The sequence below is a fragment of the Amycolatopsis rubida genome, from assembly GCF_900115345.1.
Classification (GTDB): domain Bacteria; phylum Actinomycetota; class Actinomycetes; order Mycobacteriales; family Pseudonocardiaceae; genus Amycolatopsis; species Amycolatopsis rubida.
In genome coordinates, this window is sequence record NZ_FOWC01000002.1 from 985,592 (window position 1) to 1,007,441 (window position 21,850).

A 21,850-nucleotide genomic window follows, 5' to 3' on the forward strand; every position below is an offset into this window, starting at 1 on the left:
AACCCGCACGGAACGCGAGCTCTCTATTCCGGAAGGTACCTACGTCCGCCCCGTCGTGCAGGCAGCCACACAGGTGATTCGCCGATTCGTCATCCCACCGTCGGTCGCCTGAAACAGAGTGTCCACAGTGCTCACTCAGCGTAACCGGGCCCGGCGATCAGGGGGTCGCACGGATGGATGATCATGGAAAATTAATCACCGAGTGCAGGCAATTCCCCGGTAAAGGGCCTTGTACCACGGGGCAGACCGGAATGCATTTCGCGTCCTGGACACTGAACCGTACCGAGTGAACTGGCCCTTCCAGCGCTCACACAATGGGCGTACACACCATTCGCTAGAGGCCATTCGGGGGTAATTTCCTTACTGCGGGACACACCACCGGAACACTCCGGTGCCCCGAATCCCAGTATCTCTACCTAGGAGTGTGCGAAGTGCTGAAGAAGGCTGGAATTGTCGCCGGTGCGGCCGCGGGCCTGATGATGATCGGCGGGACGGCGTTCGCCTCCCCGGCCGCCACCCAGGGCGCTCCGGACCCGACGTTCGGCGACGCCTACGCCACCTTCATCGAGGGCGGCGGCGCGCTGGGCTACGGTGCCGCTTCGCTGGTCGCCGGCGCCTACACCGGTGTCGCGCTGACCCCGGCGCTGGTGGCCCACTCGATGGAGCACCACCACGGCTGAGCCGTCTTGCGCGAAGGCCCCGGAGCCCGGCTCCGGGGCCTTCGCGGCGTTCGCGGCCGGGCGGCATCGCCGCTCAGACTCCGAACCGGCGATGCCGCCAGGCGTAGTCACGCATCGCGCGGAGAAAATCGACGCGCCGGAATGCCGGCCAGTAAGCCTCGGTGAACCAGAATTCCGAATGCGCGGACTGCCAGAGCAGAAATCCGGAAAGCCGCTGTTCACCGGATGTTCGGATAATCAGCTCCGGATCCGGCTGGCCGGAGGTGTACAGATGTTCCGAGATGTGGTCGACATCGAGGATTTTCGCGAGTTCGCGAATCGAAGTGCCCTCGTCGGCGTGCTGCAGGAGAAGCTTGCGGACGGCGTCGGCGATCTCCTGCCGCCCGCCGTAGCCGACCGCGATGTTCACCTCCATGCCCGAGTGGTTCTCGGTCCGCGCCGCGGCGGCGGTGAGCTTCTGCGCCACCTCAAGCGGCAGCAGGTCGAGCGCGCCGACGATGCGCAGCCGCCACGGCGCCTCGGCTCCGGCGAGCTCGTCGGTGACGTCGGTGATGATTTTCAGCAGCGGGGTGAGCTCGTCCGGATCGCGGTTGAGGTTGTCGGTGGACAGCAGCCACATCGTCACGACCTCGACCTCGGCTTCCTGGCACCAGCTCAGGAAGTCGGCGATCTTCTTGGCCCCGGCGCGGTGCCCGTCGGCCACGTCGGTGAACCCGGCCTCGCGAGCCCAGCGGCGATTGCCGTCGAGCATGATCGCGATATGCCGCGGATGACGGCCTGCCGACTGCTGGATCAGACGGCGGCTGTAGATGCTGTAGACAACGTCGGACATGAAGGACCGGAGGCTCACGTCGCCCGAGCGTACGCACCCCCGGAGTAAGGGTGTGACGCGCCACGGGGGCTGGCGAAAAACCTACGGTCCCGTAGCCTTGGCTCGGTGAGCGTGACGATCGAGCCCCCATCCGTCCCCGAGGACACTCGCCCCCGGCTGCGCGGCCACATCCACTTCTGGTCGTTCTTCGGCGCCGTCGCCGCGGCCACCACGCTGATCATCCTCGCCGCGTCGACAGTCTCCCCGGTAGCCGCGCTGGCAACGTCCGTGTACGGCCTCACCGTGCTGGGCGTCTTCGGCGTGAGCGCGCTGTATCACCGCAGGCTGTGGAGCCCGCGCGCGTACAAGTGGATGAAGCGCGCCGACCACTCGATGATCTTCCTGTTCATCGCCGGCACGTACACGCCGTTCACCCTGCTGGCCATGTCGAAGCCGACCGGATACATCGTCCTCGGCATCGTCTGGGGCGGCGCGGTCCTCGGCGTGGCGATGAAGATGCTGTGGCCGCACGCACCGCGCTGGCTGGGCGTGCCGATCTACATCGCGCTCGGGTGGGTCGCGGTGTTCGTCCTGCCGGAGTTGCTGAGCCATGCCGGGGTTGCGGCGTTGGTGCTGCTTTGCGTGGGCGGTCTGTTTTATACCGTTGGGGCGATTTTTTACGCGGTGAAGTGGCCTAACCACTGGCCGGAGACGTTCGGATACCACGAGTTTTTCCACGCCTGCACGGTGTTGGCCGCGGTGTCGCATTACATCGCGATCTGGCTGGCCATGTACTCCTGACCGGCCTTTGCCTTTCTCAGGCCGTCTCCAGGCCGTCACGCTGCCTGGAGGCGGCCTGAGTCGTTTCCGAAGAGTCGACCGGGCCCGGACCAGAGGCCGTGCCGCTCAGAGCAGATCGAGCGCTGTCGCGATCTCGTGGACCTCGGTGCGGGTGGTGTAGTTGGGGTGCACGTCGATCCACCGGATCGTGCCCTCGGCGTCGACCAGGACGACCGTCGGCATCGGTACGCCGTGGCTGCCGTCGGCGTTCGCCTCGGTGAGGTCCACGCCGAGAGCCGCCTGCGCGGCGCGGGCGGCTTCAGCGGGAGCGGTGAGCACGCCGAGAGCGGCGGTGATCTGGTTGCCGGGATCGGACAGCACGGTGAAGGTCAGCTCGTTCTTCTCCGCCATGGACAGCGAGCCGTCCGGCTTCTGCGGACTGATCGCGATCAGCTCGATGCCCCGTTCCGCCAGCACGGGCACAAGCTGCTCCTGGTAGGTGCGCAGCGCCACGGTGCAGTACGGGCACCACGCGCCTCGATAGGTCACGACCACGGCGGGCTTGCCATGCCGGGCGGATTCGAGCGTCGCCGGGTCGCCGTGAACGTCGAGCAGCTCTCCGTCGGGCATCGCCGCGCCCGCGGCGAGCACACCCTCGGGCGAGCCGGCGGCGTCCAGATCCGCCTGCTCGCCGCCAAAAGCAGCCCAGGCCTCGGCCGGAAGCTGACCTGCGAGGCCCTGACGCAGGGCGGACAAACGCTCGGCAATGGTGCTGTTGATGGTGGTCACGTCAAGCCTTTCGGGCGTGGGAGGCACTTCGCGGACACGGGGCCGAGCCCCAAACTGGATTTCTCTATCCAGTAGTACCGCCATAAAACTGGATAGTCAAATCCAGTTTGGCCGAACGTCCGTATCCTGCAGGAGTGAGCGAGACCAGCACGACCAGACGGACGACCCGTGGGCTCGTCACGCGTGAGCGGATCGTCGCCGCCGCCGCGCAGTTGATGTTCGAGCGCGGCGTCGCGGGCACCAGCACTCCCGACGTCCGGGACGCGGCCGGGGTCAGCTCGTCGCAGATCTACCACTACTTCGCGGACAAAAGCGCCCTGACCCGCGCGGTGATCGAGTTCCAGACAGCCCGCATCCTCACCGGACAGCGAGCGCTTCTCTCCCGCTTGGACAGCTTCGAGGCGCTACGGGACTGGCGAGACGCGATCGTGCAGATCGAACACGACCTCGACTGCCGCGGCGGTTGCCCGCTCGGGAGCTTGACCAGCGAACTCGCCGAACACGACCCCGCCGCGCGCACTGCATTGGCGGAGGGCTTCACACTGTGGACCGATGCGATCCGCGACGGTCTGCAAGACATGCTCGACCGGGGTGTGCTGCGCGACGACGCAGACCCGCACCGCCTGTCGTTGGCGACGATGGCCGCACTGCAGGGCGGCCTGATCCTCGCGCAGGCCCAGCGCAGCACCGAGGCGCTGGAAGCCGGGCTGGACGCGATGATCGAACGCATCGCGTTCCACGCTGTCGCTCCCTGACCGGCAGGGTGGCGTTCACCGCTCCCGCTAGCGAACCGCACGCACGTACAGAAACACTGGTGTCGTCCGCAAGATCCTGTCCAGTTCCGGATCCTCCACCCCCGGGGCCGGCTGCGGTTCTTCCACCGCCTCGATCGCGAATCCGGCTTCCAGCAGCGACGTGAAGACCGCCGACACCGGACGGCGGTACATCCGCCCGGTCACCGTCACGCCGTCCCAGTCCCAGTCCTCGCTGATCAGCTCGACGCGGTGGTAGTCCGCACGGTCGGAGCGGAGCCAGCCGGTGATCGGGTGATGGATGGAGAACACCAGCGCACCGCCCGGTTTCAGGCAGCGACGCAGTTCAGCGAGGAGCGGCCCCCAGTCCGCCACGTAGTGCAGGACCAGCGACGCCACCACCAGGTCCGCCGAGGCGCTCGGCACCATGCTCAGCGGTTCGTCCAGGTCCGCGATCTCGAACCTGGCGCGAGCGCCCAGCCGTTTCCTCGCGATCTCGACCAGGCGAGGGTCGTGATCCAGGCCCAAAACCTCGGCACCGGCGGCGGCCAGCTGCTCGGTCAGGCCGCCGCCCGCGGAGCCCAGTTCCAGGACCTGTTTTCCAGCCACCTCGCCCGCAAGACGCAGCGTCGCCGGACGTTCGTAGTGCGCGTTCGGCCCGCTGCTTTCGGCAAAACTCGTGTATCGCTCGGCATGGTCTCCGAAGATTTTCGACACCTCGTCAAGCGTACCGATTTCAGCCGTTCAGCATCGGCGCGTCCAGGAACTGCTCCGGAACCGCGAACCCATCCACCAACGTCCGTGCATGCGGCCGCAGGACCCCGCACAGTGCGTTAACCGCCGCAGTCACCGCCTTGGAGCGGCTTGCTGAGATCCGGCCGTGCTCAAGGAACCACGCGCGGTCCGCTTCAATCGTCGACAGTGCGTACAGGTCGCAGACCCGCTCCAAAAGCGCCTTCGCGTCCGGGTCGCTGCAGGTGTCCAAAGCGCGGGCGAAGGCGTCGAGGACCAACCGGTCCACGTGTACGCGGCCAGCGAGCAGTACATGGTCCTGTACGGAGTTGAAGACGCCGAAGGGGTCCGAAGCAGCGCTGCGGAGACGGTTGGCCACACCGCTCAGCACATGCTCTTCACGATCCTCGAAGAGACGCTGTTGCCACTCACGGTCGAAGAGCACCGAAGCGTCGTCAGACTCGGTCAGGCGCTCCAAGACCTTCCACGCGGCCGAGCGTTCCTTGACGGTGTCCACGAGCTGCTCGGCGACGAATCGCGCAGTCGCCAGGGGGCTGAGATCCTCGAAGTGTTCTTTGTACTGCGTCAGCAAGCCCTTCGCGACCAACTGCAGCAGCACGGTGTTGTCGCCCTCGAAGGTGGTGAAGACGTCGGTGTCGGCCTTCAAACCAGCCAGCAGGTTCTCCGCGAGGTATCCGCTGCCGCCGCAGGCTTCGCGGGCTGTTTGGATGGTCGCGGTCGCGTGCCAGGTGTTCGCGGCTTTCAGGCCCGCGGCGCGGGATTCCAGTTCGCGCTGTTCTTCTTCCGGTGCGTCGGAGGCGATGTCGTGCAGGGCGGCGACCAGTTCCTCCTGCGCGAAATGCAGGGCGTAAGTCTTCGCCAGTGCTGGCAGCAGTTTCCGTTGATGTCCCAGGTAATCGAGGATGACCACCTCGTCACCCTCCGGGCGCTGGAACTGCCGCCGCTGGTCGCCATAGCGAACTGCCAGCGCCAGGGCTCGCTGGGTGGCGCAGCCAGCGCTGCCGCCGACGCTCACGCGGCCGCGGATGAGCGTGCCCAGCATCGTGAAGAACCGGCGGCCGTCGCTCTCGATCGGGCTCGTGTAGGTGCCGTCCTCGGCTACGTCGCCGAAGCGGTTCAGCAGCGCTTCCCTTGGCACGCGGACCTGATCGAAGGTCAACCGTCCGTTATCGACGCCGTTCAGACCGGCCTTCACCCCGCAGTCCGCGATAGTGACGCCGGGTGCCGGAGCGCCCGATTCCTCGCGGATGGGCACCAGAAAAGCATGCACGCCACGGGATTCGCCGCCGGTGATCAGCTGTGCGAAGACCACCGCGAGTTGTCCGTCGCGGGCGGCGTTGCCGATGTATTCCTTGGTAGCACCAGGATCCGGGCTGTGCACGACGAATTCGCGCGCGGCCGGGTCGTAGGTGGCGGTGGTATGCAGGTGCTGAACATCGGAACCGTGGCCGTGCTCGGTCATCGCGAAGCAGCCGAGCAGGTCCAAATCCATGATGCGCCGCAAGTACTTCTCGTGGTGCGCCGCAGTGCCGAGCAGCTGCACCGCACCGCCGAACAGGCCCCATTGGACCCCGGCCTTGACCATCAACGACAGATCGCCGTAGCCGAGCATTTCGAACGACAGCACCGACCCGCCGACGTCGCTCAGTCCGCCGTACGCGGCGTCGAAGCCGAGCGCGGGACGGTCTGTCTCGGCGAGTTTCCGCAACTGCTCCAGCACCTGGACGCGGTGCGCCTCGACGTCGAGACCGATCGTGTCCCGGAACTTCTCCGTGCTCATCTGCGCGCGCACGTCGCGCTTCAATCCGGCCCAGCGTCCATCGAGGACTGCGCTCAACGCGTCCGGGTCCACTTTCTCGGGCACAGCAGGGACGTCCACGGTTCCTCCGATACAGCAGGTTGCCACCAGCCTGCCGCAGCGGAGGAAGTCCCGCAGCTCAGCCCAGGTCGGGTCCCTTCGACCGCAGGTCGTCGACCTTGGTCATCGCCTCGCGCAGTTCGGTCAGCCAGGTGTCCGCGTGCTCGCCGACCAGCCGCACCGCCCACGCCAGCGCCTCGGACCGCGACCGCGCGACACCCGCGTCCACGAGCGTGTCGAGGACCAGCCGTTCGGGCTGCCGCAGCCGGGTCATCACCGGCACCGACAGCGTCGTGAAGTGCACCGTCGTACCGCCCAGCTTCGCGCCCCAGGCCACCTTGCGCTGGTAGCGGTGCTCAGCCTGTCGCGCGATCTCGATCCGCTCGTCGCGGGTTTCCTCGCGGAACCTGCTGATCCGCCCGTCCGCCGCGGCCGCGCGGGCCGCGTCGTCGGCGTATTCGCCGGTCAGCGCGGGCAGCTCGCCGACGATCAGGATCTCTTCGCGGTCCACGGTGAGTTCCGGATCGCCGGTGAACCAGCCGTCCGGGAGCCGTCCGCCGAACCACGCCGCCGCGTCGTCCGCCGACGGTGCCTCGGCCTGCTGCCAGCCCCGGCCTTTCCACCCTCGCCCCATGACGACCACCATCCTTGATTACATGATTACGCCACTACTGACGCTACGCTGATTCCGGCGGGATCGGGGGCGCGTTCACCAGGGGCGGAATTCGTCAGAGCTGAGCGATGAGCTGGTCCGCCGCGGTCACCGGGCGTGCACAGACGTAGCCGCGGCAGACGTACGCCGCCGCCTCGCCGCCGACCAGCGGCCGATCGGCCAGCAGCGGGACGCCGGACGCGTCCGGCTCGCCGCCGAGCACGATGCCGCCGCCGTGGATGTGCTGCGCAGCGGCGGTCACCAGCTCCGCCCGGTCCGCGCCGACGACCGCGACCTGCACCGGCCCGGACTGCGCCGCCTCCGCCACGGACAGCCAGTGTCCAGCGAACCGCGGCACGCGCGCGGCGAGCAGACCGACGCGACGCAGCGCGAGTTCAGCAGCGTCGCGGTAGCGCGCCGCCTGGTCAGACCCGGCCAGCGCGGACGCGGTGAGCAGTGCGCCAGCCAGTGCCGAAGCACCGGACGGGCTCGCGTTGTCCGTCGGATCGGACGGACGCTGCACCAGGATCTCGGCGTCGTCGGCGGTGTCGTGATACGCGCCGGGCGCGGAGTCGGACGCGAAATGCGCCAGGGCGACGTCCAGAAGGCGGGTCGCTTCGGTGAGCCAGCGCGGTTCGCCAGTGGCTTGATGAAGGGCGAGAAGACCGTCGGCGAAGCAGGCGTAGTCCTCCAGCACGCCGACCGGCGCCCCGACCGCGCCGTCCCGCGAGCTGCGGCGGAGTCGTCCGTCCACGACGTGCAGGTCCAGCAGCAGAGACGCCGCGCCGCGAGCGAGTTCGATCCACTGTGGACGTTCCAATGCGACGCCCGCTTCGGCCAGCGCGGAAATCGCGAGACCGTTCCAGGCCGCGACTACCTTGTCGTCCCGTCCTGGTTGCGGACGCTCCGCCCGCGCTTCGAGCAATGCCTGCCGGACGCGCTCGAAGCGGTCGAAATCATCCGGATCTGTCCGCAGCTGGAGGGTCGATGCGCCTTCTTCGAAAGTGCCCTCTTCGGTGACCTCGAACAGCTCAGCCGCCCACGGGCCATCCTCGCCGAGCACGTCGTTGAGCTGCGCGGGAGTCCATACGTACGTCAGCCCCTCGACGCCTTCGGTGTCCGCATCGAGCGATGCCGCGAAACCTCCTTGCGGCGTAAGAAGATCGCGCGCGAGAAACCGGACGATCCCTTCCGCCACCCGCCGCGCCGACGCCGACCCGCGACGCGCGAGATGCGCGTACACTCGAAGCAGCAACGCGTTGTCATACAACATTTTCTCGAAGTGGGGAACGATCCACTCCGCGTCCACGGAGTAGCGCGCGAACCCGCCGCCCAGCTGGTCGTGGATACCGCCGCGAGCCATCGCGTCCGCCGCGGACTCGGCGAGCGTGTGCGCCTGCGCCGAACCCGTGCGCTCGTGGTGGCGCACCAGGAACTCCAGCACCATGGACGGCGGAAACTTCGGCGCACCACCGAAACCGCCGTGCACCGGGTCTGCCTCCTGCGCAAGTTTCGTCACCGCTTCCGCCAAAGCGCCGGCGTCGACGGCGGCTTCCTTCAGCGGACCGCTCTGCTCGGCAAGGTGCCCGACGATCTGTTTCGCGCCCTCGCGCAGGTCGTCCGGCCGCTCCTCCCACGCCTCCGCGACCGCCACCAGCAACTGCGTGAACGAGGGAGTCCCCGGGCGGGGCGCGGGCGGATAGTAAGTGCCGCAATGGAATGGCTCGCCCTCGGGCGTGAGGAAGCAGGTCATCGGCCAGCCGCCCTGGCCGGTCATGGCCTGTGTGGCGGCCATGTAGACGGCGTCGATGTCCGGCCGCTCCTCGCGGTCGACCTTGATGTTGACGAAGTGCGCGTTCATCAGGGTCGCGGTGCCTTCGTGCGCGAAGGATTCGTGCGCCATGACATGGCACCAATGGCAGGCGGCGTACCCGACAGACAGCAGAATCGGCACTCCGCGACGCCGCGCCTCAGCCAGCGCTTCCGGACCCCATTCCCACCAATCGACCGGATTGCCCGCGTGCTGCAGGAGGTACGGAGAAGTCGCTTCGGCGAGGCGGTTCGACATGGTGCCGAGTGTGCCTCATCCCGGTCGGGAACACTCGCGGCGGGCAGCCCTGAACCGAGTGGGAGAACGGCCGCCGCGGCACCTAAGACCTGGTCTCAAAACTCGGCGTGTCGCTAGGTGAACCAACGGCCCGCCCCTGGCTCCGCACCGCCCGCCTGTGGGCCCGGCCCGACGGACCGGAGGTCTGTCAGAGAGACTGGGGGCCAGTGCCCGCCCTCTCGACCTGGAGACTTTGATGCCGCAAGGGACCGTCCGCTGGTTCGACGCCGAACGGGGTTTCGGCTTCCTCACGCCCGAGGACGGCTCGCCGGACGTGTTCGTGCACGCCTCCGAGATCGTCGGGGACGGCAGCGCGAAAGTGCTCCGCGAGGGTCAGGCCGTCGTGTTCGAGGTCGGCGAGAACGACCGCGGGCCCCAGGCGCTGCGCGTTCGCGTCACCGCCGATGCGGCCACCGGCAGCGCCGTGGGCCTGCTCGGCACCGTCAACTGGTACGAGCCGGGCAAGGGGTACGGCTTCGCGTCGCCGGACGGCGGCGGCGCCGACATCTTCGTGCACAGCTCCGCCATCGTGACCGGCGGCGTGGTCACCGAGGGGCAGCGGGTGGCCTTCCTGATCGTCGAAGGCGAGCGCGGCCCGCAGGCCGGGCACGTGATCCCGCTGGGAGCAGGGGCCGGCTCACCCGCTGCGGCTGGTATCGCGGACGGTGCCGACGGCACGGTGGCCTGGTACGACGAGGACAAGGGCTTCGGCTTCATCAACCCCGACTCCGGCGCCGGGGACGTCTTCGTTCACGCCCGGGCCCTGGCCGAGGGGCTGACGTGGCTCGCGGAGGGCGACCGCGTCGCCTACGAGGTGGCTAGTGGAGACAAGGGCCCGCAGGCCCGCGACGTGCACCTGGTCCGGGGTGCTGAGCCCCAGACGGCGACGCAGCGGTCGGCACCTGCCGCGGCCGCAGGGCCGGCGGCGCGGGACGCGCCCGTACGAGGCGGCGAGGGCGTCGTCGCGCGCTACGACGACGACCGCGGCTTCGGCTTCATCACCCCGGACGCAGGCGGCGACGATCTCTTCGCCCACGCGTCCGTGATCATGGGGTCGGAGCCGCTGCAGAAGGGCGACCGGGTCCGGTACGCGGTGCGTCAGAGCGACCGGGGCCCGCAGGCCGACCGCATCGAACGCCTCTGAAGAGGCGGCCCCACCGATGGCTGATCACTTCCCGACGAGAGTGCTCGTTCATCCCCGTCGATGATGCCGTCAGCAACGCGGCTGCAGCCTCCTCCAGGAGATCGATCTCCCTCGTGGTGACGGGGGCCCCGTGCCGACCCGAGGACCTGCTCCGCGCTCAGAAACTCACCAGTCACCCCACCCAACGACACAGAGCTACCGATGTATCCCAAACGAGTGAATGGATGCGTTAGACCTGGTCGCAGAGCTCGATCTTTATGAGCCGGCGGACGTTGATCACGGTGCAGGCCAGCGTGAGTAGCGCCAGCGTGGTGCATTCGGTCCGGTCGTAGCGCAGCCCGAGGCGTTTGAACCGCAGCAGCCAGGAGATGGTGCGTTCGACAACCCAGCGAACCCGGCCGAGGCGGGACTTGCCCTCAATCCCGCGCCGGGCGATACGGACCTTGATACCGCGGCGGGTCAGGTAGCGGCGGTAGTCGTAGCCCTTGTCGGCGTGCAGCTTGTCCGGTCGGCATCGTGGCCGGCCCGCCCGGCCGTGGTGGCCGCGCACGGTCGGGTTCGTGTCCAGCAGCGGCTCGAACAGCATGCTGTCGTGGATGTTTGCCGCCGACAACATGATGTGCAGCGGTAGCCCGTTCGCGTCGCACAGAACGTGGTATTTGGAGCCAGCTTTACCCCGGTCAGTGGGGCTGCGGCCGATCAGCTCGCCCCCCTTTTCGACCGCACCGACACCGCGTCGATGCAGCCTCTGGTCCAGTCGAGCTCGTCGATGTCGGACAGCTCGTCGAGCACGAGCTGGTGCAGCCGGTCCCACACGCCGCCGTCCTGCCACTCACGTAACCGCCGCCACGCGGTGTGCCCGGAACCGCATCCGAGCTGCTCGGGTAGGTCTCGCCAGCGGCAGCCGGTGTCGAGCACGAACAAGATCCCCTCTAGCGCGGCACGGTCATCGATCCGGGGCCGCCCACCCGGACCGCGCGCCGCTGGTCGGGACGGGATCAGGGGGTTCGATCAGCTCCCAGAGCCGGTCTTCGACCCGTCGCTGCTGCGTCGTCTTCGCCACGACTGCCCACGATCGACGACCAGGACCGGCAGGTTACGCAGTGACACACCCTTAAGTTTTGAGACCAGGTCTAAGTTGATCTTCATGCCGACGGCGGACACGACTACGATCAGGCAGGCCATGAAGAGGAAGCACCCGAAGAGCCACGTCAGGCGGGTTCGCTTCCTCGACAAGGGCTACACGAGCAAGCAGTGCGCGACCGAAACCGAAGACCGCTGGCTGCTGGCGAAGGTGCCGCAACGCGATCGGGATTCCGCGCATCTGCGGCGGCTGGTCGCCAGCGCGCGGAAAGCGGCCGAGTGCGGGATTCCTGTGGCGCGCTACCGGAATCTGGTGCCGCACGGGCCCGCGCTGGGTGGCTAAACGCGATCGCCGGATCGCATTTCGGCGCCGTGCTGGGCGGAAACCAGGCGGCGGTGCCGCGAGAATCGGTCGGCCGAGGTCGAAGCGCTGCTTCCCGGGGAGGCGGCCGAGCAGACCGGTCCAGGCGACATCCTCCGGTCCGCGTTCGCCGATTCCGTGGCGCAGCTCGACGAGTCCGCGAGCATCCCCGCGCTCACGCACGACGACCTCTGGCTCCCGAACATCTTGGTGCGCGACGGGCGGATCACCTGCGTCCTCGAACACGCTGCGTACGCGGACCGGTTCCGCGACTTCGGCAAGCTGGACGAGCACATCTTCGCTGGGTCCTGGAAGACTGAGCCGTCTTCCTTCAGTCCTACGCCGCCGCGTTCCCGCTGCCGGACGACTGGAGCTCGCGCACGCACTGAACATGCAAGTCCACTTCCGGCACCGGACCCCGCAGTTCGCGCCGGAATACGCGCAGCAGCCAGCCGGTGCCCGCGGACGCCGACTACACAATCAGCGGCCAGGAGACCCCGGTGCGGCAATGCGTTGTCACCGGCAGCAACGTGCACGCTTGGGTCACGCAGGCCAGGGTGCCCGGTCCTCACGTGGCCAGCCGCTGCACCGCGACCAACACCGGCTCCCGGATTCTCGACGCCGGACCGCACCAGCGCTGGCCAGCGGGACGCTAGCCCGCTGTCAGGCATCTCCAGCTGTCCGACGGGCAGTGGATGGGCAGCTCGTACCTCATGGAGAATCCTCCTACCGCGCACAACTGGGTGCTGAGTTGCGCTGAAACGCAGGGCAAGCCGCCGTCGGGCATCGGACCGGCGACATCGGGGTCGCCGGGCAATCGTCTGATGCCGGAGAGTCTTTACGACGGGCAACTGGCCGAACGGCGCTAATCCGGCCCCCTGGCCGTCTGCGGCCTAAGACATTCGGGTGATGCTTGTTGTTGACCGCAAGACAGCCGCCCAGCTCACGTACATAAAACTCGAACTCCGCTGCGAGTTGCAGTTCGCAAATGCAGACAGGCTCAATCGCGGCGACTAAAGTAACCATCCGGTGCCAGAGGGTGACCAAGAGTCTGGGCCCGGCGGACCCGGGACGATCTACGCAAGGGGAGGCGTACATCGTGACCGACAATCAGCAGCCCCACCTGCCTCCAGCCCGGAGGCAGGGCGAGACCTCGTTCGAGACGCCGTCGCCGGGCGACGGCTACTCATACGACAAAGGGGCACTCCAGGAACTCGCCACGTGGTACGAGGGTCTCGGCAAGAAATACCGCATCGATCAGCAGCACGCACTCATCATCACGCGAACACCGCAATTCGCCAGCGATTTTTCCAGCGCCGGCAACGCGACCGCGTTCCAACGTTCCGGGGAATCCCTCCAGGGATCTCTGCGGCAGTGCGAGCAGTACTGCCGGGAACAGGCCGCCAAATACCGTGCCGCGCTCGAAAAATACGCGGCCGCTGAAGACGCGCACTCGGCCGATATCGACAAAGCCGGGAGAAGCCTGTGAGACCCGCCCTCGCGCTCATCGCGTGCGTCCTGTGCACCCTGGCCGGCTGTTCGAGCACTACCACTGGCCAAGCCTCTCCGGCCGGGCGCACCAGCCAGCCGGTGCCGGACGATACCCCGGCCGATCAGGTTCCCGGCCCTGGCGTGCCGAAGGTGGCAAACCCCCTCGACGTCTCCCGGTTCAGGCAGAATCCGTGCGACGCCTTGGCTTCAGGGCAGGTATCCGACCTCCTCGGCGGCAATGTCCGGGCCGAGCCGGACCCGCACGGCCCTGGCGGGCCGGCTTGCGGATGGTTCTCCCAGGCACAGGTCGTGATCGTATTCCCTACCGTGGACAAGCTGGGCCTCACGTCGATCTACCGCGCCAAGGGCGGCGTCTACCCTTTCTTTCTGCCCCTCGACCCGGTCGCCGGGTACCCCGTCGTCGCCTACGGCACGGACGATCCCCGGGCACGTTTCGGCGAATGCACTGTCGCGCTGGGAACCAGCGACCGGGAAACCGTTGACGTCTCGATCACTCAATCACCAGCGCACAAGGGAGAGAGGGATCCGTGCGAAGCGGCACGGAGCGTGGCGGAGACAGTACTCGGGAACCTGCGGGGAGGGCGATGATGACCGGTGAGTCATTGAGTGCCGCGGAGATCTACCACGAGTTCTCTGGCGGACAGGGACTCGAATCACTGGGCAAAACCCACCAAGCCGCGGCGGAACTCACTCAGCGGCTGCTGGATCGCACCAACGAAGTCGCCAGCCTCGCGGAGAGAGTGCGGGCCTGTTGGCAAGGCGTTTCCGCCGAGGCAGCCGCGAGTTCGGCGAGTAGACTGTTGGCCGTCTCCGCTGAAATCAGCACGAATCTGGCATTCACCCAAAGCGCCGCGGAAAGTCAGATAGCGGCCTTGCAGACCATCAAGAACGCGGTGAAGCCGGTCGGCAACCGACCGGAAATCACCGCACAGGACGTTTACGACGCACTCAGCGGGAAACCAGGGTACTTCGGCAAACTCGACCAATGGCAGGCCGATGTCCAGCACAACGTGGACGCCTACACCAGCTATCAGTCGGCCACGAGCATGAACACCGATCGGATTCCGGCGCGCTACACCGAGCAGAGCTACCTCGGCGCGTCTGTCCGCCTCGCCGGCGGACCGCGACCGCACCCGGCCACGAATACCAGGGAGCCGGGCGGCAAAGCGGCCGCCAGCCACGGCCCGGGCGTACGCGAGCCGAGGCCCGGCACAGAAAGCTCCGTCCCGGCACCGAGCGTCCCGGTGCCGGGACCGCGTGAGCCGATCAGCTACGAACCAGCCCCGCGGACTCAAGGCCGCGAACACAGCGCGACTGGCGGTGGTTCTTCATCCACGCCTCCCGACGCAACCGCGCCGCAACCGGATTCGACTCGGGCCAGTTCATCCGAATCCGGCTTGCCGCCCGGTTATCAATTCGGGCCGTCGGGCCAGCCGATCAATCCCACCGGTTCCCCTGGTTCCAGCGATCCCAGAACAGGCATCGATTACCACGGCACCGGATTCCCCGGCAAGGTCGGCAGCGAGCCAGGCGCACGCGGCAATACCGGCGCGGGAAACCGGGGCGGCGCCGTCCTCCCCGGCGAACCGCTGCCCGCTCGCGGGACCCCAGGCACCACAGGGAAACCCGGCGGCATGCTCGGCAGCGGAACGCCTGGCAAAAGCAAGGAAAAGGACAAGGAGAAAACCGCCCCGCCCTATCTCCGGGAGACCGATCCGGAAGTGTTCGGCGGGAGCGACGGCGAACCGACGCCGCCAGTGATCGGGGACCGGCCGGCCCGCTAGGCCGTCGGGGAGGAATCAGCGGTGCGCGCGACCGAGCTGTCCCTCAACACCCTCCTCGGCGCGCTCCGGGAAGCCGGGTTCGCCGAGCCGCATCCGGTGTTCTCGGGACGGCTCCGGTTCACGCCCGGCGACCAGCGGCTCGACGAAGCAGTCCGGGAGGAACTGGCCTGGCTGGGCCTGCTCGACCACGGACGGTTCGTCGACGAGTTCGAGGACATCCTCTATGCGCTGGGCCGCGCCGACACCGAGTACGTCGCCCACGTCGAGAATCAGGACATCCGCTACAGCGTGCTGGTCGCCGTCCGGGGGAGGACCGGCGTCAAGGCGTTGTGTTCCGGCGACCGGGTGCGGCTGAAGGTGCTCGACGGGACCCGTACCCCGGCCGGTGCGCTGGTCGCGAGCTTGCCGCGGTACCGGCCGGCCCAGCTGAGCGCGTTCTCCCTGTCCCAGGAGGACTTCCAGGCGGACCACTCCGACGACCGCGGCCCGGCCGCCCGCGCGGTCGACGCCCTGTTGCAGCAGAGCTGGTTCGGCGTCGGCGAGGTGACCGTCCTCGTGCGCGAACCGGCTCGGCCGGGACGCACGGAAGCCGGACCGCTGAGCTACCTCGACCTCACCGACGGCCGCGTAGCGTTCGAGGTTTCCGGAGGCGAGGGGAACCGGTACATCACCGTGCTGCCCGGCGAGGACCGCCTGCTCACGGACAAGATCGCGGCCCTCCGCGACGGGCTGGACGGCTAGCTCCGGCCCGTCGCCGGAGGTCAGTCGCTCTTCTTGGCCGCCGCCGCGTCCGGTTCCTTCTCCGCGGCCGGCACCGGTTCCGGCTCGGCCTCGGCGGCGGGCTCAGCCTCAGCCGAACCAGCCTCTTCCTTGTCGAAGCTCTGCGGCACCTTCTTCAGGTGCTTGCTCATCGACCGGACCAGGAAGACGACCGCGATCAGGAACAGGATCAGCACCAGCAGGCCGACCGGCGAGGACTTGCCGAAGTCCTCGCCCTGGCCGCCGTTGTCGCCGCTGTCCGGCTGCTGGGCCAGCACCAGCGCCGACGCGGTGAGCGGGACGACCGCGACGGCCGGCATACCGAAACTCATGGGCTCACCTTCTCCTTGATGCCTGCGAACAGATCGTCCTCCGGCAGCGTGCTGTCCACCAGGGAGCGGTTCAGCTCGTACTCCTCAGTGGGCCACACCTCGCGCTGGATCTCCAGCGGAACGGCGAACCAGCGGCTGGTCGGGTCGATCTGCGTGGCGTGCGCCTTCAGCGCCTCGTCGCGCACCTCGAAGTATTCCCCGCACTCGATCCGGGTCGTCACCCGCTCCATGATGTCGGCGCGGTTCGGGTCCCAGGACTTGAGCCACTCCTCGTACGGAGACTCCAGCCCGGCCTCCTTGAGCGCGGCGTCGAACGCCACCATCCTGGCCTTGGAGAACCCGTGCGTGTAGTACAGCTTGAGCGGCTGCCACGGCTCGCCCGCCCGCGGGAACCGCTCCGGGTCGCCCGCCGCGTCGAAGGCCGCCATCGACACCTCGTGCGTGCGGATGTGGTCCGGGTGCGGGTACCCGCCGTTCTCGTCGTAGGTCGTGATGACGTGCGGGCGGAACTCGCGGATCACGCGCACCAGCGCCTCGGTGGACTCCTCCAGCGGGATCACCGCGAACGAGCCCTCCGGCACCGGCGGAAGCGGGTCGCCCTCGGGCAGCCCGGAGTCGATGAATCCCAGCCAGCGGTGGCTCACGCCGAGGATCTTCGCCGCGCGCGCCATCTCCTCGCGGCGGACCTCGGTCATGTTCGCCAGCACGTCCGGCCGGTCCATGGCCGGGTTGAGAATGCTGCCCGCCTCACCTCCGGTGCAGGTCACGACCATGACCTCGTGCCCGTCGGCGACGTATTTGGCCATCGTGGCGGCGCCCTTGCTCGACTCGTCGTCGGGATGGGCGTGCACCGCCATCAGGCGCAGTCGCTGCTTGCGGTCTTCTGTTGTCAGCTCGTCGGCTCCCACCATGGTCCGAACGGCCCTTTCCTGTCCTGTTATTCCGTGACATCTGGTTGCGCCGCGGTAAACCGCCCCGGCTCCGCGCCGCGGGAACGGGTCGCGGATACTCGACCAGGGTGGTGCCCCGGACCGGCCGCACTGCCTATTGTCCCCAGGGGTACGACAAGTGTGACCGGAGGCCCGGATTTGCAGAGCGGGGAGACCGTGACCGCCGAGGGTGGCGCCGTGCCGGCGCGGCCCGCGGACCGGTACGGCACCGCGGGCAAGGGCAAACCGTCGAAGCGCTGGCGGAGGTGGCTTTTCGTGGCCGTCGCGCTGGTCGTGAGCGGTGCGGTCGGCTTCGTCTACTACCTCAACCTCGGCCAGACCCCGATCGAGGCGGAGCGCATCGGCTTCGAGCAACGGCCGGGCGACGCGATGCAGGTCACGCTCAACGTCACTCGGGACGACGACAGCAAGCCCGGCGTGTGCGTCGTCCGGGTGCGCGACAAGTCCGGCGCGGAAAGCGGCCGCCGGGAGGTGCTGGTTCCCGCCGGGGCCGGCCACAGCAGGGTGAACACAGTGGTGAAGAGCATCGGGACCCCGGTGACCGCCGACGTGTTCGGCTGCTCGTATTCCATACCACGCTATCTGTCAAGCCCGTAGCGGCCAACGGAGTGAAATGCGCGGCGAGCGTCCGCGCGGCGTGAAATGGACCGGCGTCGACCTGTCCTGCCGTGATACGCTCGTACACCAGCACGGCCCCCGACGGGCCGTGTTTTTCCTTTATCTCAACCGCGTGCGTACGCGGTGGCCGGCTTGTACACCCAAGCCTGGCAGGCCCTACGAGGAGATGGTGACCGTGAGCGACACCAAGGTGACCTGGCTGACTCAGGATGCCTACGACAGGCTCAAGCACGAGCTCGACGAAATGATCGAGAATCGTCCGGTCATCGCCGCCCGCATCAACGACAGCCGTGAAGAGGGCGACCTCAAGGAGAACGGCGGCTACCACGCGGCCCGCGAAGAGCAGGGCCAGGCCGAAGCCCGGATCCGGCATCTGCAGGAGCTGCTGCGCAACGCGAAGGTCGGCGAGGCTCCGGACGACGACGGCACGGCAGGCCCCGGCAAGGTGCTCACCGTCAAGTACGACGGGGACGACGAGGAGGAGAAGTTCCTGCTCGCCACCCGTGAAGAGGGCGCGGAGGGCGCGCTCGACGTGTACTCCCCCGAGTCGCCGCTCGGCAAGGCGCTGCTCGGCGCCAAGGAAGGCGAGTCCCGCGAGTACGAGCTGCCCAACGGCAAGACCATGAAGGTCACCCTGGTCAAGGCGGTGCCCTACAGCGAGTCCTGACTCGTTTCCGCCGAACGCGCGCCCGCCCGGTTTTCCGTGGCCCGGCGCGCGTTCGGCGGTCTAGCGTGTCTTTCAGCAAAACCACTGGAGGACACCGATGAGCACCCAGCCGCTCTGCCTGACCTGCGGCATGCAGTACGCCGCCCCGCGCGCGGACTGCCCGATCTGCGAGGACGAGCGCCAATACGTGCCGCCGGGCGGGCAGAAGTGGACCGACCTGGCCACGCTCCGCTCAGCGGGCAACCTCAAGCCACGGGTCGAGGAGCAGGGTCCGGGCCTCGTCGGCGTCGGCTCGGACCCGAGGTTCGCGATCGGCCAGCGCGCGCTGCTGGTCCGCGCGGCGAGCGGCAACTTCCTCTGGGACTGCTCCGCCTACCTTGACGACGTGCTGATCGGCAAGATCACCGAACTCGGCGGCATCACCGGCATCGCGATCAGCCATCCGCACTACTACACGACGATGGCCGAGTGGGCGCACGCCTTCGACGTCCCGGTCTACCTGCACGAGAACGACCAGCAGTGGATCGGCCGTCCGGACCCGTCGATCCAGCTCTGGACCGGCACGACGCTCGACGTCTCGCCGGATCTCCAGCTGATCAACCTCGGCGTGCACTTCGCCGGTGGCACTGTCCTGCACTGGCCGGACGGCGAGGAAGGTCGCGGCGCACTGCTGACCGGCGACATCGTGCAGGTGGTCCCGGACCGCACGCACGTCGGTTTCATGTACAGCTACCCGAACCTCATCCCGGAGCGGCCGAGCGTCGTACGGCACGCCGCGGAACTGTTGGAGCCGTACGCGTTTGACGCCATCTACGGCGCTTGGTGGGACGCCATCGTGCGTACAGACGGCCATAACGTCGTACAGCGCTCCGCGAAGCGCTATCTCACGTACGTGTCCTAGCCGTTCGTTCGAGCAACGGCCGCACTCGCGGCGGCACTGGTGTCGACAACGCGATCGAAGTCGACGTACGCAAGACATCCGGCACGCCAACCACTTCGTCGATGACGCGTTGCAGATCATCGTTGTCGCGCGCGACAAGGCGTACGAAGAGGTCGCCTTGCCCGGTGGTGGCGTGCACTTCGCACACTTCGTCGATCGCAGCCAGTGCCTCCGCGACACCGGCGCGTTTGCCCTGCGCGATTTCCAGCACGGCGAAGGCGGTGAGGCTGTACCCCATCGCGGCCAGATCGAGTTCGGGCGGGAAGCCGCCGAGGATGCCGCGTTCGGTGAGCCGGTCGAGCCGGGCCTGCACGGTGCCGCGCGCGACGCCGAGCCGGCGCGCGCATTCGAGCACGCCGAGGCGGGGCGAGTCGGTGAGCAACAGCAGCAGTCGCGCGTCGAGCGAGTCAAGCACCGGTTTTCTCCCTGCGCAGGTTGTCCAAGATGACCGAGCTTCTCCAGGATAAGCTGAACATATTGTCCATCCGAAACGGAAACCGTTGCGCAGCTTGCCGGGCGCAACTCATGCTCAGTGCATGACCTCCACGATGGATCCGCACGGCGCACTCGACGACGTCAGCTACGACCAGCTCCGCCAGCTCGTCGGACTGGTGGACCACGACGCCTCGACCGACCCGTTCCCGGTCAAGGCCCTCGACGCGGTGGTGTTCATCGCGGGCAACGCGACCCAGACCGCGTGGTTCTACCAGGTCGCGTTCGGCATGCAGCTGGTCGCGTACTCCGGCCCCGAAACCGGACAGCTCGACCACAAGGCCTTCGTGCTCAAGTCCGGTTCCGGGCGCTTCGTGATCACCGGCGGCGTGAAGCCGGACTCCCCGCTGCTCGACCACCACCGCCGCCACGGCGACGGCGTGATCGACCTCGCGCTGGAGACCACCGACGTCGACAAGTGCATCGAGCACGCCCGCAAGGAGGGCGCGACGATCCTCGAGGAGCCGCACGACGTCTCCGACGAGCACGGCACGATCCGCCGCGCGGCCATCGCGACCTACGGCGAGACCCGGCACACGCTCATCGACCGGTCCCGCTACAACGGCGTCTACCTGCCCGGCTACGAGCCGCGCGAGGGCACCGTCAAGCGGCCCGAGGGCGCGCCGAAGCGGCTGTTCCAGGCGGTCGACCACTGCGTCGGCAACGTCGAACTCGGCAAGATGGACTACTGGGTCGACTGGTACCACCGCGTCATGGGCTTCGTGAACATGGCGGAGTTCGTCGGCGACGACATCGCCACCGACTACTCGGCGCTGATGAGCAAGGTGGTGTCGAACGGCAACCACCGGGTCAAGTTCCCGCTCAACGAGCCGGCGATCGCGAAGAAGAAGTCGCAGATCGACGAGTACCTCGAATTCTACGAGGGCGCGGGCTGCCAGCACATCGCGCTGGCCACCAACGACATCATCGCCACCATCACCGCGATGCGCGAAGCGGGCGTCGAGTTCCTCGACACCCCGGACTCGTACTACGACGACCCCGAGCTGCGCGCCCGGATCGGCAAGGTGCGCGTGCCGATCGAAACGCTGAAGGAGCACCGGATCCTGGTCGACCGCGACGAGGACGGCTACCTGCTGCAGGTCTTCACCAAGCCGATCGGCGACCGGCCCACCGTGTTCTACGAGCTCATCGAGCGGCACGGTTCGCTCGGCTTCGGCAAGGGCAACTTCAAGGCCCTGTTCGAGGCCATCGAGCGGGAGCAGGAGCGCCGCGGCAACCTCTGACCCGATCCCTCCCCTTTCCCCGGCCCGCCCGCGAACCTCGCGGGCGGGCCGGTTTATTTTACGGCGTGCAACCGGAAGTTCGCGTACAGTAGTCGACATCGAGTAGGAAACCGCGCCGCGCGGACAATTCGGAACCGCGCGGAACCGACGGGGTCGCGCGTCCGTCATTCTGGAGAAGCCACCGCGGAGAAAGGGGCCCGATGCCGGACAGTGTCGACGCCAGCGAGCAGATGATCGAGGGCTGGACCAAGCAGCTCCAGCAGACTGCTGCCCGCTACCAGGCGATGGCCGAGCGCATGCAGGGCCAAACCGTCACCGAGCGGTCGAAGGACGGTTCGGTCGAGGTCACCGTGGACGCCAAGGGACTGCTGAAGAACCTGGTGCTCGCGGACTCCGCGGCAGGCAAGAAGATGGCCGACGTCTCCGCCGAGGTGATGCGGCTCGTGCAGCGCGCACAGGCCCGGATTCCCGAGCTGTTGCAGCAGGCCGCGGCCGAGACCGTCGGCGGCGACGAGACCACGGAAACGCTGGTGGCCGACGCGCAGCGGACGTTTCCCGCGCCTCCTGCCGAGGAACCGGCCGAGTCCGCGTCCGACCGGGTGCGCCGGTTCCTGCCGGAGGACGCCGAAGAAACCGGAGCCCCCGCAGCGCCGCCGGCGCGTCCGGCAGGCCCGCCCGCCCCGCCACCGCCTCAGCAGCAACGCCGCCGCCGGAGCTCGTCGGACGATGACGACGACTTCGGCGGATCGATCCTGCACTGATTCCAAGCCGTTCCAGGGGGA

The 21,850-nt window shown here is 67.9% G+C and carries 24 protein-coding genes and 1 pseudogene; 15 read left to right on the forward strand and 10 right to left on the reverse strand.

Annotation, left to right across the window (positions count from 1 at the left end; translation table 11 throughout):
• The first annotated feature begins 431 nt into the window (after window positions 1-431).
• Window positions 432-680, forward strand: coding sequence for a hypothetical protein (locus BM362_RS13535; RefSeq protein ID WP_067576545.1), 249 nt, complete (start codon window positions 432-434; stop codon window positions 678-680).
• Window positions 681-753: 73 nt separating this feature from the next.
• Here the strand turns inward: BM362_RS13535 and BM362_RS13540 are convergent, their stop codons facing one another.
• Window positions 754-1,512 (reverse strand): isoprenyl transferase, encoded by a 759-nt coding sequence (locus tag BM362_RS13540; protein WP_093573302.1) that lies wholly within the window; start codon window positions 1,510-1,512, stop codon window positions 754-756.
• Window positions 1,513-1,623: 111 nt separating this feature from the next.
• Between BM362_RS13540 and trhA the strand changes: the two genes are divergently transcribed.
• The gene (gene trhA, locus BM362_RS13545) at window positions 1,624-2,292 is read left to right on the forward strand and encodes a PAQR family membrane homeostasis protein TrhA (RefSeq protein ID WP_425285701.1); all 669 of its coding nucleotides are present in this window, start codon (window positions 1,624-1,626) and stop codon (window positions 2,290-2,292) included.
• Between the two features lie 105 nt (window positions 2,293-2,397).
• On the opposite strand, the gene BM362_RS13550 is transcribed toward trhA, so the two are convergent.
• Window positions 2,398-3,060, reverse strand: coding sequence for a peroxiredoxin-like family protein (locus BM362_RS13550; protein ID WP_093573303.1), 663 nt, complete (start codon window positions 3,058-3,060; stop codon window positions 2,398-2,400).
• 134 nt (window positions 3,061-3,194) lie between these two features.
• On the opposite strand from BM362_RS13550, the gene BM362_RS13555 reads away from it, so the two are divergent.
• Window positions 3,195-3,815 carry a TetR/AcrR family transcriptional regulator gene (locus BM362_RS13555; protein ID WP_067575885.1) on the forward strand — a complete coding sequence of 207 codons (621 nt, stop codon included), beginning with the start codon at window positions 3,195-3,197 and terminating at the stop codon, window positions 3,813-3,815.
• Window positions 3,816-3,842: 27 nt separating this feature from the next.
• Here BM362_RS13555 and BM362_RS13560 read toward each other — a convergent pair whose 3' ends face one another.
• From BM362_RS13560 to BM362_RS13575, 4 genes are all read right to left on the reverse strand, one after another.
• Window positions 3,843-4,529, reverse strand: a complete 687-nt coding sequence (locus tag BM362_RS13560; protein ID WP_244287138.1) for a class I SAM-dependent methyltransferase — start codon at window positions 4,527-4,529, stop codon at window positions 3,843-3,845.
• A gap of 19 nt (window positions 4,530-4,548) precedes the next feature.
• Window positions 4,549-6,444 (reverse strand): acyl-CoA dehydrogenase family protein, encoded by a 1,896-nt coding sequence (locus BM362_RS13565; protein WP_093573304.1) that lies wholly within the window; start codon window positions 6,442-6,444, stop codon window positions 4,549-4,551.
• 58 nt (window positions 6,445-6,502) lie between these two features.
• Window positions 6,503-7,057, reverse strand: coding sequence for a hypothetical protein (locus BM362_RS13570; RefSeq protein ID WP_093573305.1), 555 nt, complete (start codon window positions 7,055-7,057; stop codon window positions 6,503-6,505).
• Between the two features lie 94 nt (window positions 7,058-7,151).
• Window positions 7,152-9,143 (reverse strand): thioredoxin domain-containing protein, encoded by a 1,992-nt coding sequence (locus tag BM362_RS13575; RefSeq protein ID WP_093573306.1) that lies wholly within the window; start codon window positions 9,141-9,143, stop codon window positions 7,152-7,154.
• A 235-nt stretch (window positions 9,144-9,378) separates the two neighbouring features.
• Between BM362_RS13575 and BM362_RS50255 the strand changes: the two genes are divergently transcribed.
• Window positions 9,379-10,326, forward strand: coding sequence for a cold-shock protein (locus BM362_RS50255; RefSeq protein ID WP_093573307.1), 948 nt, complete (start codon window positions 9,379-9,381; stop codon window positions 10,324-10,326).
• A 229-nt stretch (window positions 10,327-10,555) separates the two neighbouring features.
• On the opposite strand, the pseudogene BM362_RS13585 reads toward BM362_RS50255, so the two are convergent.
• Window positions 10,556-11,389 (reverse strand): annotated as a pseudogene (locus tag BM362_RS13585) (IS5 family transposase); the annotation flags it as partial.
• Window positions 11,390-11,509: 120 nt separating this feature from the next.
• On the opposite strand from BM362_RS13585, the gene BM362_RS13590 reads away from it, so the two are divergent.
• The 6 genes from BM362_RS13590 (at window position 11,510) to BM362_RS13620 (ending at window position 15,807) form a co-directional block, all read left to right on the forward strand.
• The gene (locus BM362_RS13590; protein ID WP_093573309.1) at window positions 11,510-11,752 is read left to right on the forward strand and encodes a hypothetical protein; all 243 of its coding nucleotides are present in this window, start codon (window positions 11,510-11,512) and stop codon (window positions 11,750-11,752) included.
• A gap of 473 nt (window positions 11,753-12,225) precedes the next feature.
• Entirely contained in the window at window positions 12,226-12,426 is a 201-nt protein-coding gene (locus BM362_RS48195) for a hypothetical protein (RefSeq protein ID WP_208865178.1), read from the forward strand.
• A gap of 443 nt (window positions 12,427-12,869) precedes the next feature.
• On the forward strand, window positions 12,870-13,259 hold the full coding sequence (locus tag BM362_RS13605) for a PE domain-containing protein (protein ID WP_067575871.1): 390 nt from the start codon (window positions 12,870-12,872) through the stop codon (window positions 13,257-13,259).
• A complete protein-coding gene (locus BM362_RS13610) occupies window positions 13,256-13,870 on the forward strand; it encodes a DUF3558 domain-containing protein (RefSeq protein WP_244287139.1) in 615 nt (204 codons plus the stop codon). The genes BM362_RS13605 and BM362_RS13610 overlap by 4 nt, the downstream gene beginning before the upstream one ends.
• Window positions 13,870-15,066, forward strand: coding sequence for a hypothetical protein (locus tag BM362_RS13615; protein ID WP_093573311.1), 1,197 nt, complete (start codon window positions 13,870-13,872; stop codon window positions 15,064-15,066). The genes BM362_RS13610 and BM362_RS13615 overlap by 1 nt, the downstream gene beginning before the upstream one ends.
• A 21-nt stretch (window positions 15,067-15,087) precedes the next feature.
• Window positions 15,088-15,807 carry an ESX secretion-associated protein EspG gene (locus BM362_RS13620; RefSeq protein WP_093573312.1) on the forward strand — a complete coding sequence of 240 codons (720 nt, stop codon included), beginning with the start codon at window positions 15,088-15,090 and terminating at the stop codon, window positions 15,805-15,807.
• Window positions 15,808-15,827: 20 nt separating this feature from the next.
• On the opposite strand, the gene BM362_RS13625 is transcribed toward BM362_RS13620, so the two are convergent.
• The gene (locus BM362_RS13625; RefSeq protein WP_093573313.1) at window positions 15,828-16,157 is read right to left on the reverse strand and encodes a hypothetical protein; all 330 of its coding nucleotides are present in this window, start codon (window positions 16,155-16,157) and stop codon (window positions 15,828-15,830) included.
• Entirely contained in the window at window positions 16,154-17,068 is a 915-nt protein-coding gene (gene mca / locus BM362_RS13630) for a mycothiol conjugate amidase Mca (protein ID WP_067575863.1), read from the reverse strand. The genes BM362_RS13625 and mca overlap by 4 nt, the downstream gene beginning before the upstream one ends.
• A 216-nt stretch (window positions 17,069-17,284) precedes the next feature.
• Here mca and BM362_RS13635 point away from each other — a divergent pair, with 216 nt between their 5' ends.
• The 3 genes from BM362_RS13635 to BM362_RS13645 all read left to right on the forward strand — a co-directional run bounded on the left by BM362_RS13635 (window position 17,285) and on the right by BM362_RS13645 (window position 19,293).
• On the forward strand, window positions 17,285-17,704 hold the full coding sequence (locus BM362_RS13635) for a DUF4307 domain-containing protein (protein WP_232791464.1): 420 nt from the start codon (window positions 17,285-17,287) through the stop codon (window positions 17,702-17,704).
• A gap of 187 nt (window positions 17,705-17,891) precedes the next feature.
• On the forward strand, window positions 17,892-18,392 hold the full coding sequence (gene greA, locus BM362_RS13640; RefSeq protein WP_037816721.1) for a transcription elongation factor GreA: 501 nt from the start codon (window positions 17,892-17,894) through the stop codon (window positions 18,390-18,392).
• Window positions 18,393-18,489: 97 nt separating this feature from the next.
• Window positions 18,490-19,293, forward strand: coding sequence for an MBL fold metallo-hydrolase (locus BM362_RS13645; RefSeq protein WP_067575861.1), 804 nt, complete (start codon window positions 18,490-18,492; stop codon window positions 19,291-19,293).
• Here the strand turns inward: BM362_RS13645 and BM362_RS13650 are convergent.
• The gene (locus BM362_RS13650) at window positions 19,277-19,747 is read right to left on the reverse strand and encodes an Lrp/AsnC family transcriptional regulator (RefSeq protein ID WP_009083170.1); all 471 of its coding nucleotides are present in this window, start codon (window positions 19,745-19,747) and stop codon (window positions 19,277-19,279) included. The two genes, BM362_RS13645 and BM362_RS13650, sit on opposite strands and share 17 nt — an antisense overlap.
• Window positions 19,748-19,868: 121 nt before the next feature.
• Here BM362_RS13650 and hppD point away from each other — a divergent pair, with 121 nt between their 5' ends.
• Together hppD and BM362_RS13660 are read left to right on the forward strand one after the other, a co-directional pair.
• Window positions 19,869-21,068, forward strand: coding sequence for a 4-hydroxyphenylpyruvate dioxygenase (gene hppD, locus BM362_RS13655; protein ID WP_037816724.1), 1,200 nt, complete (start codon window positions 19,869-19,871; stop codon window positions 21,066-21,068).
• Window positions 21,069-21,268: 200 nt separating this feature from the next.
• Window positions 21,269-21,829, forward strand: coding sequence for a YbaB/EbfC family nucleoid-associated protein (locus tag BM362_RS13660; protein ID WP_093573314.1), 561 nt, complete (start codon window positions 21,269-21,271; stop codon window positions 21,827-21,829).
• Window positions 21,830-21,850 lie beyond the last annotated feature (21 nt).